Raw genomic sequence first — 13332 nt, forward strand, 5'->3', positions numbered from 1 at the left:
GACCGCTACGCCGACGCCGGCTGGTCGCGGAGGTCGTAGACGCGCTTGAGCTTGCCCTCGCTGCGCGGCAGGTGGCCGGGCTGGACGAGGCGCACGGCGACCGACGTGCCGATGCGCTCCTTCACGAGCTCCTGCAGCCGGTCGGCCGCCCGCTGGGCAGCCGCATCCGACGCATCCGGGTCGGGCTCGATGCCCACCGTGAGCGCATCCATGCGCCCGTTGCGCGTGAGCTCGAGCACGAAGTGCGGCGACAGGTCGTCGATGCCGAGCGCGATCTCCTCGATCTGCGTCGGGAACAGGTTCACGCCGCGCAGGATGATCATGTCGTCGTTGCGGCCGGTGATCTTCTCGATGCGGCGCATGCCCGTGCGGCCCGAGCCGGGCAGCAGGCGCGTGAGGTCGCGCGTGCGGTAGCGCAGCACGGGGAACGCCTCCTTCGTGAGCGACGTGAACACGAGCTCGCCCACCTGGCCATCGGGCAGCGGCGTCCCGTCGGCGTCGATGATCTCGGGCAGGAAGTGGTCCTCCCAGATGTGCGGGCCGTCCTTCGTCTCGACGCACTCGCTGCCGACGCCGGGGCCCATGACCTCCGAGAGGCCGTAGATGTCGACGGCGTCGATGTCGAGGCGCTCCTCGAGCTCGCGGCGCATCTCGTTCGTCCACGGCTCGGCGCCCAGCACCGCGACCTTGAGGCTCGTCGAGCGCGGGTCGACGCCCGCGGCCTCGAGCGCATCCGCGATCGTCAGCAGGTAGGAGGGCGTGCAGAGGATGGCGTCGGGCTCGAAGTCGCAGATGAGCTGCGCCTGGCGTGCCGTCTGGCCGCCGGACATCGGGATGACCGTCGCGCCGAGGCGCTCGATGCCCGCGTGGGCGCCGAGGCCGCCGGTGAAGAGGCCGTAGCCGTACGCGTTGTGCACCTTCATGCCGCGACGGATGCCGGCGGCGCGCAGGCTGCGAGCCACGAGGTCGCCCCACCGGTCGAGGTCGCCTGCCGTGTAGCCGACGACGGTCGGCTTGCCCGTGGTGCCGCTGGAGGCGTGGATGCGCGCGACCTGCTCCATCGGCACCGCGAACATCCCGAACGGGTACGTCTCGCGCAGGTCGGCCTTCGTCGTGAACGGCAGGCGGGCGACGTCGGCGAGCGAGCGGATGTCGCTCGGCGCGACGCCGTCGGCGTCGAGCTTGGCCGTGTACAGCGGCACGTTCGCGTAGGCGTGGTGCACTGTCTGCTGCAGGCGCTCGAGCTGCAGCGCCTCGAGGTCGGCGCGGCTGAGGCGCTCCTCGGGGTCGCGCTCCTCGACGGGCGTCGCGGCGACGCGCATGCGCGCGGCCACGATGGCGCCGTCGCTCGTCGGCGTCTCGACGCCGTCGGTCGCAGCCGGGTCGGCGGCGTCGCCGTCGATGCGCTCGGGGTTCGTGATCGTCATCTCAGACTCCTTCGTCTGCTGCGTCTGCGTCCGGTCCTCGGATCGATTGGGCAGTAGTGGCTCGCTCACCGGCGTGTCGTCAGCCACTGCTGCCCAATCGAGCGCCAGAGGCGACCAATCGAGCGGTCAGGGGGTGGGGAGGGGGCGGGCGGTGGTGAACGAGCGGCCGCGGAACTCCGCCACGACGTCGCCCGTCTCGTCGGTGACCTGCACGTCGTAGAGGCCGGATCGGCCCCGCTGCGTGCGACGCACCGCGGTGGCGGTGAGCGTCTGGCCGGGATGCGTCGACTTGAGGAAGGTGACGTCGGCACCTTGCGCCACCGTCATCGCCTCGCCGTCGTTGCACGCGATCGCGAACGCCGTGTCGGCGAGCGCGAACACGAGGCCGCCGTGGGTGATGGCGAAGCCGTTCGTGAGCTCGGGGCGCACGACCATCGACGTGACGGCGACGCCGTCGTCGTCACGCTCGACCCGCATGCCCAGCAGCGCCGAGGCGGCGTCGCGCTGCAGCATCGCTCGCGTGTGCGGGCGCGCGGCGGCGACGGCGTCGCCCGAGATGCCGGACGCGAGCGCGGGGCTCGCGTCGCCGACCGCGCGCTCGACGTCAGCTCGGGTCGTCGCTGCCTCGGCCATCCGCACTCCCTCGTGCTCGAGCATCCGCGACCGAAGGGTGTTCCGGATCGCGTCGTGCCGCTATAGTAACTGAACGATCGTTCGGTAATCCAGTCGGACCGACCGCGAGCGCCTGCGATCGACGAAGAAGGAGTCGACGATGACCGCACCCCTCGCCCCCGCAAGCGCACAGGGCGATGCCCGTGCGACCGCCGAGCAGGCCGCGATCGACGAGGCCGGCCAGGCCCGGTTCGACGCGCTCATCGAGGCCGACGGCCGCATCGAGCCGCGCGACTGGATGCCCGCCGCCTACCGGAAGACGCTCGTGCGGCAGATCTCGCAGCACGCGCACTCCGAGATCATCGGCATGCAGCCCGAGGCGAACTGGATCACGCGCGCGCCGAGCCTCAAGCGCAAGGCCATCCTCATGGCCAAGGTGCAGGACGAGGCCGGCCACGGCCTCTACCTCTACTCCGCGGCGCAGACGCTCGGCATCGGCCGCGAGGAGATGACCGACCAGCTCATCGCCGGCCGCGCCCGCTACTCGTCGATCTTCAACTACCCCACGCCCACGTGGGCCGACATGGGCGCCATCGGGTGGCTCGTCGACGGCGCCGCGATCGCCAACCAGGTGCCGCTGTGCCGCGCCTCGTACGGCCCGTACGGCCGCGCGATGGTGCGCATCTGCAAGGAGGAGTCGTTCCACCAGCGCCAGGGCTTCGAGATCCTGCTCGAGCTGAGCCAGGGCACCGAGGCGCAGCACCGGATGGCGCAGGATGCGGTCGACCGCTGGTACTGGCCGTCGCTCATGATGTTCGGCCCGCCCGACGACGAGTCGCCGAACTCGGCGCAGTCGATGGCGTGGAACATCAAGCGCTTCTCGAACGACGAGCTGCGGCAGCGCTTCGTGGGCATGCTCGTGCCGCAGGCCGAGGTGCTGGGCCTCACGCTGCCCGATCCGAACCTGCGCTGGAACGACGAGACGCGGTCGTACGACATGAGCGACATCGACTGGACCGAGTTCCACGAGGTGCTCGCCGGTCGCGGCCCGTGCAACGCGCAGCGTCTGCAGCACCGCCGCCAGGCGCACGACGACGGCGCCTGGGTGCGGGAGGCGGCGCACGCCTACGCGGCGAAGCAGGCGGCCGCGACGACCGAGCAGGTGGCCGCCTGATGGCCACGCCCGGCGAGCTCGGCACCGAGGCCTGGCCCCTGTGGGAGGTCTTCGTGCGCGCGAATCGCGGCCTGAGCCACGTGCACGTGGGATCGCTGCACGCGCCCGACGCGACCATGGCCATCCGCAACGCCCGCGACCTCTACACGCGTCGCGGCGAGGGCGTGTCGATCTGGGTGATGCCGGCCGACGGCATCACGACGAGCGACCCCGACGAGAAGGGCGAGTGGTTCGAGAGCCCCGCGGGCAAGAACTTCCGCCACGCGATCTACTACACGAAGACCGAAGGCGTGAAGCACCTCTGATGGCGACGACGACCGATCAGACCGCCCCTGACTCCGCAGCTCCCATCGGGCGCCCCGCAGGGGCCCCCGACGCGAGCGCGGGGCGTGCAGCACCTGTGAGCCACGACATCAGCATGGGCGTCGAGGGCGAGGAGGCCCACGGCGACGTGAGCGTCGACGAGCTCGCACTCAGCGTCGAGCTGTCGGGTGCCGACGGCGCCGTCGCCACGCCCGACGTGGCCGAGTACGCCATGTGGCTCGGCGACGACGCGCTGATCCTCGCCCAGCAGCTGGGCTGGTGGATCTCGCGCGCGCCCGAGCTCGAGGAGGACGTCGCGCTCGGCAACATCGGGCTCGACGTGCTCGGTCACGCCCGCTCGTTCCTGCGCTACGCCGGCACGGCCGACGGCCGCACCGAGGACGACCTCGCGTACTGGCGCGACGAGCCCGCCTTCCGCAGCGCGTGGCTCTTCGAGGCACCCAACGGCCACTTCGGCGACACGATCGCGCGGCAGCTGATCGCCTCCGCGTTCCAGCTCGAGCTCTACCGCCGCCTCGCCGACTCCTCCGACCCCGCGCTCGCGGCGATCGCGACGAAGTCGGTCAAGGAGGTCGCGTACCACCTCGACCACGCGGCGCAGTGGATGCTGCGCCTCGGCGGCGGCACCGACGAGTCGCATGCGCGCATCCAGCAGTCGCTCGTCGACGTGTGGCCGCTCGTCGACGAGCTGTTCCGCGACGAGCCGGTCATCGACCGCCTCGAGGGCGTCGCCGTGCGTCCGTCGACGCTGCGCGAGCCCGTGCTGGCGCGCATCCAGGAGATCCTCGACGCAGCGGGGCTCGAGACCCCGAACGTCGAGCCGTCGATGGCAGGCGGCCGCCGCGGCAGCCACTCGACGCGCCTCGGCTACCTGCTCGCCGAGATGCAGGTGCTCGCCCGATCGCACCCGGGAGCGACGTGGTGACCGCGCTCGCCGCCCGCGCCGCGACGCCCGACGCCACGGGCGACGCGACCAGCCGTGCCGCGTGGGAGGTCGCCGCCCAGGTGACCGATCCCGAGGTGCCCGTGCTCACGATCGCCGACCTCGGCGTGCTGCGCTCGGTCGCGAGCGATGGATCCGCGGCGCACGTCGTGCTCACGCCCACGTACTCGGGCTGCCCGGCGATCGACCAGATGCGCGACGACGTCGTGCTGCAGCTCACCGCGGCCGGCTACGACGACGTGCGCGTGGACTTCACGCTCACGCCGGCCTGGACGACCGACTGGATGAGCGCCGACGGCCGCGCGAAGCTGCGCCGCTACGGCATCGCTCCGCCGAACGGCGCGGCGCCGCATCTCGACGGTCCCGTGCGGCTGACGATGGCCGTGAAGTGCCCCCGCTGCGACTCGCTCGACACGCGCGAGCTCGCCCGCTTCGGCTCCACCTCGTGCAAGGCGCTCTACGAGTGCCGCTCGTGCCTTGAGCCGTTCGACTTCTTCAAGGTGCTCTGACATGGCCGCGCAGAACCTCACGTCCGCGCGCACGCGCCGCGGGCAGTTCCACCGCCTCGAGGTCGCCGACGTGCGACCGCTCACCGCCGAGAGCGTCGAGGTGACGTTCGCGGTGCCGCCCGAGCTGCACGGCCAGTACGACTACGTCGCCGGGCAGCACGTCGCCCTCCGTGCCACGATCGACGGCCGCGAGGTGCGCCGCTCGTACTCGATCTGCCGCCCACCGAGCCCCGGATCCGTGTCGGTCGCCATCAAGCGCGACCTCGGCGGCGTCTTCTCGTCGTGGGCGAACGAGACGCTCGAGCCGGGTGCGGTCGTCGACGTCATGAGCCCGCAGGGCACGTTCACGTCGGGGCTCGACGAGCTCGCCGGCGCCCACGTCGTCGGCATCGCCGCCGGCAGCGGCATCACGCCGCTCATGGCGATGGCGCACCGCGTGCTGTCGTCGGCCGACGACTCGCGCTTCACGCTCGTCTACACGAACCGCTCGCAGCTCGACGTGATGTTCGTCGAGGAGCTCGCCGACCTCAAGGACCGCTACCGCGGGCGCCTCGCGCTGCACCACGTGCTCACGCGCGAGCAGCGCACCGCTCCCCTGCTCTCGGGCCGCATCGACGAGGAGCGTCTCGGCCGCATCCTCGACGCCCTCATCCCGCCCGCGACGGTCGACGAGTGGTTCCTGTGCGGGCCGTTCGAGCTCGTGCAGCTGTGCCGCGACGTGCTCGAGCAGCGCGGCGTCGACGCGAGCCACGTGCGCTTCGAGCTCTTCACGACCGGTCGCCCCGAGCGCGTCGAGGGGGATGCGGGTCGCCCCGTCGCCGTGCGGCAGGGCGAGCCCACGTGGCGCCTCGACTTCACGCTCGACGGCCAGTCGGCGAGCGTCGAGAGCCCCGTGGCGGCGAACGAGTCGATCCTGAACGCGGCGCTGCGCGTGCGGCAGGACGTGCCGTTCGCGTGCGCCGGCGGCGTCTGCGGCACGTGCCGCGCCCGGGTCGTCGAGGGCAGCGTGTCGATGACCGAGAACTACGCGCTCGAGCCCGACGAGATCGATCGCGGCTACGTGCTGACGTGCCAGTCGCATCCGAAGGGTGAGCACGTGGTCGTCGACTACGACGGCTGACGAGCATCCAGTCGGCATCCAGGCGCATTGCAGGCAGCACCCAGCGCATCATTGGGATGATCAGCGCATGAGCACTGCGAACGTCGACGTGCCGATCGGCACCCCTGTCTACGGCATCGGCTTCATGCCTGCCGTCAAGCGCTACGTGAAGGGCATCTTCACCTTCTCGGGCAAGGCCTCTCGTGGCGAGTTCTGGTGGGGCTACCTCGCCCTGGCCATCGTGTCGGTGATCCTCGGCATCATCGTCGGGATCGTCGCAGGCGTGGAGTCGGCCGCGATCGTCACCACCTACGCGGCATCGACCGACCCGTACGCCGCACCGCCCATGCCGGTCGGCACGGTCATCGCGAGCATCATCCTCGCCATCATCACGATCCCGATCGCGATCATGACCCTCGCGGCCGGCGCCCGGCGCCTGCGCGACGCGGGCTTCACGCCCCTCTTCCTGCTGCTGAGCATCGTCGGCCTCGGCATCGTGTGGCTCATCATGTGCGCACTGCCCACGAAGGACGCCGCGGCCGGCGGCTACGGCCAGCAGGGCTACGGCCAGCAGGCGTACGGCCAGCCGCAGCCGTCGTACGGGCAGCAGCCGTCCGCACCGCAGCAGTCGTACCCGCCGGTGCCGCCGTCGTCGGCGCAGCAGCAGCCGTGGGGTCAGCAGCCGGGCCAGGCGCCGCAGCAGCCCGGCCAGCAGCCGCCGAGCTTCGGCCAGCAGTAGTCCCATCGACGACAGGAGCGAGGGCTCGGACGCATCGCGTCCGGGCCCTCGCTCGCGTCCGCCCTCGCCTTCCCCGCGTCGCGCACGAGAGGATGGACGGACCGCGCGAAGGAGCAGCATGATCGACCTCACCATCGAGCACGACGTCGCCGAGATCACCCTCGACGCACCCCAGCGCCGCAACGCCCTCGACGAGACGGCCATCCAGGACCTCGGGATGGCCGTCGCCGACGCGGAGTCGGCGGGCGTGCGCGCCCTCGTGCTGCGCGGCGAGGGCCCCTCGTTCTGCGCCGGCCGCGACATCTCGGCGGTCGACCCGGCCACCGACGACGTGCAGGGCTTCCTCGGCCACCGCGTGCAGCCGCTGCTCGAGCACCTCAGCGCCTTCCCTGCTCCCACGTTCGCGGCGGCGCACGGTGCCTGCCTCGGCGTGGGTCTCGGCCTGCTCGTCGCGACCGACGTCGTCTACGTGGCGGAGTCCGCCAAGATCGGCAGCCCGTTCGCGAACCTCGGCGCGACGCTCGACTCGGGCGGCCACGCGCTGTTCGTCGAGCGCCTCGGCACGCATCGCACGCTCGACCTCGTCTACTCCGGCCGACTCATGACCGGCGCGGAGGCCGTCGCCGCCGGGCTCTTCTCGCAGGCGCTGCCAGACGACGAGGTGCTGGAGGCGACGCGCGCCGCCGCCGCGCACGCGGCGCAGGGCGCGACGCTCGCGTTCCGCGCATCGAAGGAGCTCGTGCGCGAGCTGCGCGACGAGCGCCTGGGCCTGTGGCGCTCGATGGCGCACGAGACGCGGGCACAGGCGCGGCTCGCGCGCTCCGACGACTACCGCGAGGGCTTCGCCGCCTTCCAGCAGCGGCGCACGCCCACGTTCCGCGGTCGCTGACGCCTCGCACGACCCGCTCAGCCGAGGCTGGGAGGGTGGAGGGATGACCTACGCAGCGCCGGCCCTCCACGGCCGACTCGATCAGCCCGTGTACGGATGCACCTTCGGGGAGGGCGCGAAGCGCGTGCTGCGCAAGACGTTCTCCGTGCGTGGCCGAGCCAGCCAGAGCGAGTTCTGGTGGGGCTACCTGACGATGTTCATCGTGCAGATGGTGCTGGTGCTCGGATGGGTCGTCGTGCTCTTCGCGGTGATCTTCGGCACCGGACTGGCCGCTGCGTCGTCGCCGACCGACCCGACGACCGGGCTGCTCGGCTCGCTCGGCATCGTGCTCGTCTACATGTCGCTGTACGCGGTGCTGATCATCTCGGCGATCCCGCTGTTCACGCTCACGGCCAGGAGGCTGCACGATGCCGGCCTGTCGGGGTGGCTGACGCTGCTGAACCTCGCCGCGAGCGGCTTCATGGTGGCGTGCGGCTTCATGCACTCGAGCACGGCCGGGCTCCGCTTCGAGGTCGGCACGGTCGATCCGGTCGTCGCACCGCAGGGCGTCGCCCCCTACGGCCAGCCCGTGCCCCCCGTGGCCGACGCGTACGGCATGGCCGCGTACGGGAGCGCCCCCTACGGTGCAGCACCGTACGGTGCAGCACCGTACGCGGGGCAGGCGGATGCCGGCGCGCCGTCCATGCAGGGCGACCAGCGCGCCTGAGCGACGCGCCCGGGGCACGTGCCGCCGGGCGTCACGCGTCGGTGATCGTCACGAACAGACGGTCGCCCTCGACCTCGAGCAGCACCACGTGGCTGCCGTCGCCGTACGTCGACGCCTCCTGCAGCGCGAAGCCGTCGTCCTCGAGGTCGGCGGCGTAGTCGTCGACCGAACCGCCCTGCAGGTCGTACGTGGCCGTGAAGGCGATGATGAGGTCGGTCTCCTCGACGAGCGGCAGCTCGGGTCGCGGCACCGACGACGGCCAGGCGCCCGTCGACTCGCCGCCTCCGCCCAGGAGGTCGACGCCACCGCCCGCATCCGCGCCCTCGGCGCATCCCGCCAGCAGCGCGGCGGCGACGGCCGCGCATGCGACGAGGGGCAGCGCCCGCCCGAAGGCGGGAGCTGCCCCTCGTCGCGTCGCACGCATGGGATCACCCTCGCATGCGCCGCTGGATGCCGCGATCAGGCCGTGAGGATGCCGAGCTCGCGCAGCTTCGCGTCGACGTCGGCGTTCGACGGCTCGACGTGATGCGTCGCGTCGGGGTAGACGACGACGGGGATCTGCGTGCGGCCCGAGATCTCGCGCGCCACCTCGACGGCGTCCGGCTCGGCCTCGAGGTCCACGTACCGGTACGGCACGCCCAGCCCGTCGAGCTGCGCCTTCGTGCGGCGGCAGTCGCGGCACCACTCGGCGCCGAACATCGTGATCCCCTCGAGACGTGCGCTCGCTGCGCTCGTGCGCTCCTCGGGACGGGCGCCCTGCGCTGCGGTGTCGCCTGCCGTGGTGCTGGTCGCGTCGCTCATGCTGCGATCCTCGCATCCCCGAGCGCGCCCCGCTCGGCGACGGTCGCGACGAGCGTCTCGCCCTCGACCGTCACGGCCACGGCGCCACCCTCGCCGACCGATCCGGCCACGAGCAGGTCGGCGACGCGGTCGTCGACCTCGCGCTGGATGAGGCGACGCAGCGGCCGGGCGCCGAGCTCGCGCTCGTAGCCGTGCTCGGCGAGCCACGCGATCGCCGCGTCGTCGACGTGGATGCGGATGCCCTGCCGCTCGAGGCGCGCGGCCGTCTGGCCCAGCAGCATGTGCACGATGGCGTGCAGCTGCTCGCGCTCGAGCGCGCCGAACAGCACGATCTCGTCGATGCGGTTGATGAGCTCGGGCCGCATGACCTCGCGCAGGCGCCCCATGACGCGGGCGCGCAGCTCGTCGGCCGAGAAGCCCGAGCCCCCGTGCGCGACGAAGCCCATGGCTCCCGATCGGCTCGCGAGGGTCTCCGAGCCGACGTTCGACGTCATGATGACGACGGCGTTGCGGAAGTCGACCGTGCGGCCCTGGCCATCGGTCAGGCGCCCGTCCTCGAGCACCTGCAGCAGCAGCGTCAGCACGTCGGGGTGCGCCTTCTCGATCTCGTCGAGCAGCACGACCGAGTACGGACGGCGACGGATGCGCTCGGTGAGCTGGCCCGCCTCGTCGTAGCCGACGTATCCGGGAGGGGCGCCGATGAGGCGCGAGACCGTGTGGCGCTCGCCGAACTCCGACATGTCGAAGCGCACCATCGCCGACGCGTCGCCGAACAGCGACGCCGCGAGGGTCTTGGCGAGCTCGGTCTTGCCGACGCCCGTCGGGCCGAGGAAGAGGAACGAGCCGATGGGGCGCGTCTCGTCGCCCATGCCCGACCGCGAGCGCCGGATGGCGCGCGCGACGGCCTCGACGGCGTCGTCCTGGCCGACGACGCGCTCGTGCAGCTCGTCGCCCAGGCGGGCGAGGCGCTGCCGGTCGTCGTCGCCGATCGACGCGGCGGGGATGCCCGTGGCGCGGCTCACGACCTCGGCGATCTGCGCGACGTCGACGACGGCGTCGGCGGCGGGCGCCGCGGGGGCGTCGCCGTCGAGCTGCGCCTGCACCGCGAGCACGCGGTCGCGGATGCGCGACGCCTCCTCGTAGTCCTCGCGGGCGATCGCCGCATCCTTGTCGGCCTCGAGCGTGGCGCGCTCGGCCTCGAGGGCCTCGACGTCGACGGTCGCGCCGAGACGCAGCCGCAGGCGTGCGCCGGCCTGGTCGACGAGGTCGATGGCCTTGTCGGGCAGGAACCGGTCGGTGACGTAGCGGTGCGACAGGTCGACGGCCGCGCGGATCGCGTCGTCGGTGTAGCGCACGGCGTGGTGCTCCTCGTAGGCCGAGCGGATGCCCTGCAGGATCGCGACGGCGTCGTCGACCGACGGCTCCGCCACGTGCACGGGCTGGAAGCGGCGCGTGAGCGCGGCATCCTTCTCGATGCGGCGGTACTCGGCGAGCGTCGTCGCGCCGACCATGTGCAGGTCGCCGCGCGCGAGCCTGGGCTTCAGGATGTTCGCCGCATCCATGCCGCCCTCGCCGCCGCCGGCGCCGAGGATCGTGTGCAGCTCGTCGATGAACACGACGAGGTCGTCGGCGTTCGCGGCGATCTCGTCCATCGCCGTGCCGATGCGCTCCTCGAAGTCGCCGCGGTAGCGGGTGCCCGCGACCATCGCGGTCATGTCGAGCGACACGACGCGCTTGCCGGCGAGCTGCGGCGGCACCGTGCCGGCCACGATCGCCTGCGCCAGGCCCTCGGCGATCGCCGTCTTGCCGACGCCGGCCTCGCCGATGAGCACGGGGTTGTTCTTCGTGCGGCGCGCGAGGATCTCGATGGTCTGGGCGATCTCGTCGGCGCGGCCGATGACGGGGTCGATGTCGCCGCGCTCGGCGCGCGCCGTGAGGTCGATGCCGTACTGGTCGAGCGTCGGCGTCGTCGAGTCGGCGGCGATGGGCTCGCCCTCGCGCGTCACCGCTGCCTCGCGGCCCTCGAGCTGCTCGCGCTGCGCGTCCGCCATCGCACGGGCCAGCGACTCCTGGCTCACGCCCGCGGCGTCGAGGATGCGCCCGCCGACCGTGTCCTGCGCGAGCAGGAACGCGAAGAGCAGGTGCTCGGGGTCGATGTAGCTCGCACCGTTCGCGCGCGCCACCTGGTACGCGTCGCGCAGCACGCGCTGCGCGCTCGCCGTGAGCACCGAGGGCGTCTCGCTGGCCTCGGACTCGGCGGGCAGTCGCTCCTCGGCGGCCGACTCGATCGCCTCGGTGTCGGCGCCGGCGGCGCGGATGGCCTCGGCGACCTGCGGGTGGGCGACGGTCGCCTGCAGCAGGTGCAGGGCGTCGACGTCCTGGTGGCCGTGCTCGCGGGCACGCTCGACGGCGCGGGCGAGGATCGTGGCGGCGCGACGCGTGAGCAGTCGCGAGACGTCGACCTGGCGGCCCGCGCCCTGCGCCTGCCGCAGGCGCGCGAGGAAGTCGTCGAACGATCCGCTGGGACCGGTGAACTGGGGCATCCTGCCTCCTTGGGTGGCTCGTCGGGCAGCCCACCACGAATGTGAGCGCCCTACGCTCAAGTACGACGCTACGGCGCGGTGCGGCATTCCCGCGGGGCGTTCGCCCACGGCGAGCAGGTTCGAGCGCGGGCGCGCGCCACCAGCCGGTCGAGGAGCGCGCGAGCGCAGCGAGCCCGCGTCACGAGACCCGCCGTCACTGCGAACGACCTCGCGGATCGACGCACTCGCGATGGCTCGGGTCTCGTGACGGCTCCTCGCTGCGCTCGGGGCCTCCTCGACCAGCGGGGAGGAGAGCGTCACCGAGGGACGCGGTGCACGGGTCGCCTGGCAGGCTCGACCCATGCCATCCCCTCGCGCCATCGCCGTCGCCCTGCCCGTGCGCGACGGGCACGTGCTCGTGCTCGACGGCGTCGACCGCACGAAGGGCCAGCCCTTCCATCGCGCGATCGGCGGCGGCATCGAGCCGGGCGAGACGCCCGAGCAGGCCCTGCGGCGCGAGCTCGTCGAGGAGCTCGACGTCACGATCGAGGAGGCGGTGCCGCTCGGCGTCGTCGACAACTGGTTCGTGTACGAGGGCGAGCCCGGCCACGAGGTCGTGCACGTGTTCGGCGTGCGCTCGACGGCGATCGACGCCATCCCGCTCGACGCGCGGCTCACGGTGCTCGACGAGGGCAGCCCCGTCGGCTGGCGCCCGCTCGACGGCCTCGACCGTCCGCTCTACCCCACGGGCTGCGAGGCGCTGGCGAGGCAGTGGGCGAGCCGGGTCTCCTGAGGGCCCTCCCCCAGCAGCCGGTCGAGGAGCGCGCGAGCGCAGCGAGCCCGCGTCACGAGACCCGCCGTCCCGGCCAACGACCTCGCGGATCGACGCACTCGCGATGGCTCGGGTCTCGTGACGCGGAGGCGCTGCGCGCCTGCGCTCCTCGACCAGCTGGGGAGCGGCCCGAGCGGGCGAGGCGTCAGCCCCTTGTCACGTCCCAGGCGTGGTGCTCGAGGTCGTGGAGGGCGTAGACGCCCAGCGAGCGCACCGTGAAGCGCGAGCCGTTCGAGCGACGACCGGGGCGCTCCCACGCGTCGGCCGGCACGGCGGCGTAGGCGTCGGCGAGGTCGGCGGCGGCGACGTCGAGCTCGATCGCGACGCGCGGCGGGCGCTGCTCGCCGTACGCCTCGTCGATGGCCGTCGCATCCTGATCCCAGTTCGCGAACGTCGGGTCGTCGTGCTCGAGCATCGACACGAGTCGCTCGCGCATGATGCGGCAGACGTCGCGCACGTGCGCTGCGTACTCGAGCTTCGACCACGTCGCGTCGTCGGGGCGCTCGCGCACGTCGGCGTCGTGGAGCGCGTGATGCACGGTGCCCACGGCGACGCGGATGCGCGCAGGCAGCTCGGCATCGGGCACCTCGGGCGTGAACCCGCACTCGGCGCACGGGCGCTCGAGCACCCAGGTCCAGTCCTTGGCGTCGGGCTCGATCGGCATGCTCCGATCCTCGCAGCCCAGCGGCGCGCCGCACGCACGCCGAGCCGCGGCGCACCGCAGCGCCCAGCCTCGTCCCCCGACGCCGCCGGAC

Annotated in this window: 15 protein-coding genes; 9 read left to right on the forward strand and 6 right to left on the reverse strand. The window is 72.7% G+C overall.

The genetic code is table 11. From position 1 onward, the window contains the following. Positions 1–5: 5 nt before the first annotated feature. Both paaK and FS793_RS09555 read right to left on the reverse strand, forming a co-directional pair. Positions 6–1322 carry a phenylacetate--CoA ligase PaaK gene (gene paaK / locus FS793_RS09550; protein ID WP_144720442.1) on the reverse strand — a complete coding sequence of 439 codons (1317 nt, stop codon included), beginning with the start codon at positions 1320–1322 and terminating at the stop codon, positions 6–8. A 231-nt stretch (positions 1323–1553) separates the two neighbouring features. Next, positions 1554–2060, reverse strand: a complete 507-nt coding sequence (locus FS793_RS09555) for a hotdog fold thioesterase (protein WP_186329429.1) — start codon at positions 2058–2060, stop codon at positions 1554–1556. A 139-nt stretch (positions 2061–2199) separates the two neighbouring features. Here FS793_RS09555 and paaA point away from each other — a divergent pair, with 139 nt between their 5' ends. From paaA to FS793_RS09595, 8 genes are all read left to right on the forward strand, one after another. Beyond that, positions 2200–3213 carry a 1,2-phenylacetyl-CoA epoxidase subunit PaaA gene (gene paaA / locus FS793_RS09560; protein ID WP_144720255.1) on the forward strand — a complete coding sequence of 338 codons (1014 nt, stop codon included), beginning with the start codon at positions 2200–2202 and terminating at the stop codon, positions 3211–3213. Beyond that, on the forward strand, positions 3213–3518 hold the full coding sequence (paaB, locus tag FS793_RS09565) for a 1,2-phenylacetyl-CoA epoxidase subunit PaaB (RefSeq protein WP_092503672.1): 306 nt from the start codon (positions 3213–3215) through the stop codon (positions 3516–3518). Before paaA ends, paaB begins: the two co-directional genes overlap by 1 nt. Before the next feature lie 113 nt (positions 3519–3631). Continuing rightward, positions 3632–4462 carry a 1,2-phenylacetyl-CoA epoxidase subunit PaaC gene (gene paaC / locus FS793_RS09570; protein WP_144720444.1) on the forward strand — a complete coding sequence of 277 codons (831 nt, stop codon included), beginning with the start codon at positions 3632–3634 and terminating at the stop codon, positions 4460–4462. Further along, on the forward strand, positions 4459–4989 hold the full coding sequence (gene paaD / locus FS793_RS09575; RefSeq protein ID WP_222123725.1) for a 1,2-phenylacetyl-CoA epoxidase subunit PaaD: 531 nt from the start codon (positions 4459–4461) through the stop codon (positions 4987–4989). Before paaC ends, paaD begins: the two co-directional genes overlap by 4 nt. Before the next feature lies 1 nt (position 4990). Continuing rightward, positions 4991–6109 carry a 1,2-phenylacetyl-CoA epoxidase subunit PaaE gene (paaE, locus tag FS793_RS09580; protein WP_144720256.1) on the forward strand — a complete coding sequence of 373 codons (1119 nt, stop codon included), beginning with the start codon at positions 4991–4993 and terminating at the stop codon, positions 6107–6109. 67 nt (positions 6110–6176) lie between these two features. Beyond that, positions 6177–6827 carry a DUF805 domain-containing protein gene (locus FS793_RS09585; protein WP_144720257.1) on the forward strand — a complete coding sequence of 217 codons (651 nt, stop codon included), beginning with the start codon at positions 6177–6179 and terminating at the stop codon, positions 6825–6827. Positions 6828–6945: 118 nt separating this feature from the next. After that, a complete protein-coding gene (locus tag FS793_RS09590; RefSeq protein ID WP_144720258.1) occupies positions 6946–7716 on the forward strand; it encodes an enoyl-CoA hydratase/isomerase family protein in 771 nt (256 codons plus the stop codon). 43 nt (positions 7717–7759) lie between these two features. Next, positions 7760–8422, forward strand: a complete 663-nt coding sequence (locus FS793_RS09595) for a DUF805 domain-containing protein (RefSeq protein WP_144720259.1) — start codon at positions 7760–7762, stop codon at positions 8420–8422. 31 nt (positions 8423–8453) lie between these two features. Here the strand turns inward: FS793_RS09595 and FS793_RS09600 are convergent, their stop codons facing one another. The 3 genes from FS793_RS09600 to FS793_RS09610 form a co-directional block, all read right to left on the reverse strand. Further along, on the reverse strand, positions 8454–8846 hold the full coding sequence (locus FS793_RS09600) for a hypothetical protein (protein ID WP_144720260.1): 393 nt from the start codon (positions 8844–8846) through the stop codon (positions 8454–8456). Between the two features lie 35 nt (positions 8847–8881). After that, positions 8882–9121 (reverse strand): glutaredoxin family protein, encoded by a 240-nt coding sequence (locus FS793_RS09605; RefSeq protein WP_144720446.1) that lies wholly within the window; start codon positions 9119–9121, stop codon positions 8882–8884. Between the two features lie 98 nt (positions 9122–9219). Further along, complete coding sequence (locus tag FS793_RS09610) at positions 9220–11766, reverse strand: ATP-dependent Clp protease ATP-binding subunit (RefSeq protein ID WP_144720261.1); 2547 nt, start codon at positions 11764–11766, stop codon at positions 9220–9222. Between the two features lie 340 nt (positions 11767–12106). Here FS793_RS09610 and FS793_RS09615 point away from each other — a divergent pair, with 340 nt between their 5' ends. Beyond that, the gene (locus tag FS793_RS09615; RefSeq protein ID WP_144720262.1) at positions 12107–12538 is read left to right on the forward strand and encodes an NUDIX domain-containing protein; all 432 of its coding nucleotides are present in this window, start codon (positions 12107–12109) and stop codon (positions 12536–12538) included. A 184-nt stretch (positions 12539–12722) separates the two neighbouring features. Here the strand turns inward: FS793_RS09615 and FS793_RS09620 are convergent, their stop codons facing one another. Further along, the gene (locus FS793_RS09620) at positions 12723–13241 is read right to left on the reverse strand and encodes a DinB family protein (protein WP_144720263.1); all 519 of its coding nucleotides are present in this window, start codon (positions 13239–13241) and stop codon (positions 12723–12725) included. Positions 13242–13332 lie beyond the last annotated feature (91 nt).

The sequence above is a fragment of the Agrococcus jejuensis genome (assembly GCF_007679035.1).
In the GTDB taxonomy this organism is placed as follows: domain Bacteria; phylum Actinomycetota; class Actinomycetes; order Actinomycetales; family Microbacteriaceae; genus Agrococcus; species Agrococcus jejuensis_A.

What these genes read in the sequence shown, in the direction of transcription:
- paaK (WP_144720442.1), bottom strand. Translation starts at nt 1,322, where the DNA reads ATGCGCGTCGCCGCGACGCCCGTCGAGGAGCGCGACCCCGAGGAGCGC.
- FS793_RS09555 (WP_186329429.1), bottom strand. Translation starts at nt 2,060, where the DNA reads ATGGCCGAGGCAGCGACGACCCGAGCTGACGTCGAGCGCGCGGTCGGC.
- paaA (WP_144720255.1), top strand. Translation starts at nt 2,200, where the DNA reads ATGACCGCACCCCTCGCCCCCGCAAGCGCACAGGGCGATGCCCGTGCG.
- paaB (WP_092503672.1), top strand. Translation starts at nt 3,213, where the DNA reads ATGGCCACGCCCGGCGAGCTCGGCACCGAGGCCTGGCCCCTGTGGGAG.
- paaC (WP_144720444.1), top strand. Translation starts at nt 3,632, where the DNA reads ATGGGCGTCGAGGGCGAGGAGGCCCACGGCGACGTGAGCGTCGACGAG.
- paaE (WP_144720256.1), top strand. Translation starts at nt 4,991, where the DNA reads ATGGCCGCGCAGAACCTCACGTCCGCGCGCACGCGCCGCGGGCAGTTC.
- FS793_RS09585 (WP_144720257.1), top strand. Translation starts at nt 6,177, where the DNA reads ATGAGCACTGCGAACGTCGACGTGCCGATCGGCACCCCTGTCTACGGC.
- FS793_RS09590 (WP_144720258.1), top strand. Translation starts at nt 6,946, where the DNA reads ATGATCGACCTCACCATCGAGCACGACGTCGCCGAGATCACCCTCGAC.
- FS793_RS09595 (WP_144720259.1), top strand. Translation starts at nt 7,760, where the DNA reads ATGACCTACGCAGCGCCGGCCCTCCACGGCCGACTCGATCAGCCCGTG.
- FS793_RS09600 (WP_144720260.1), bottom strand. Translation starts at nt 8,846, where the DNA reads ATGCGTGCGACGCGACGAGGGGCAGCTCCCGCCTTCGGGCGGGCGCTG.
- FS793_RS09605 (WP_144720446.1), bottom strand. Translation starts at nt 9,121, where the DNA reads ATGTTCGGCGCCGAGTGGTGCCGCGACTGCCGCCGCACGAAGGCGCAG.
- FS793_RS09610 (WP_144720261.1), bottom strand. Translation starts at nt 11,766, where the DNA reads ATGCCCCAGTTCACCGGTCCCAGCGGATCGTTCGACGACTTCCTCGCG.
- FS793_RS09615 (WP_144720262.1), top strand. Translation starts at nt 12,107, where the DNA reads ATGCCATCCCCTCGCGCCATCGCCGTCGCCCTGCCCGTGCGCGACGGG.
- FS793_RS09620 (WP_144720263.1), bottom strand. Translation starts at nt 13,241, where the DNA reads ATGCCGATCGAGCCCGACGCCAAGGACTGGACCTGGGTGCTCGAGCGC.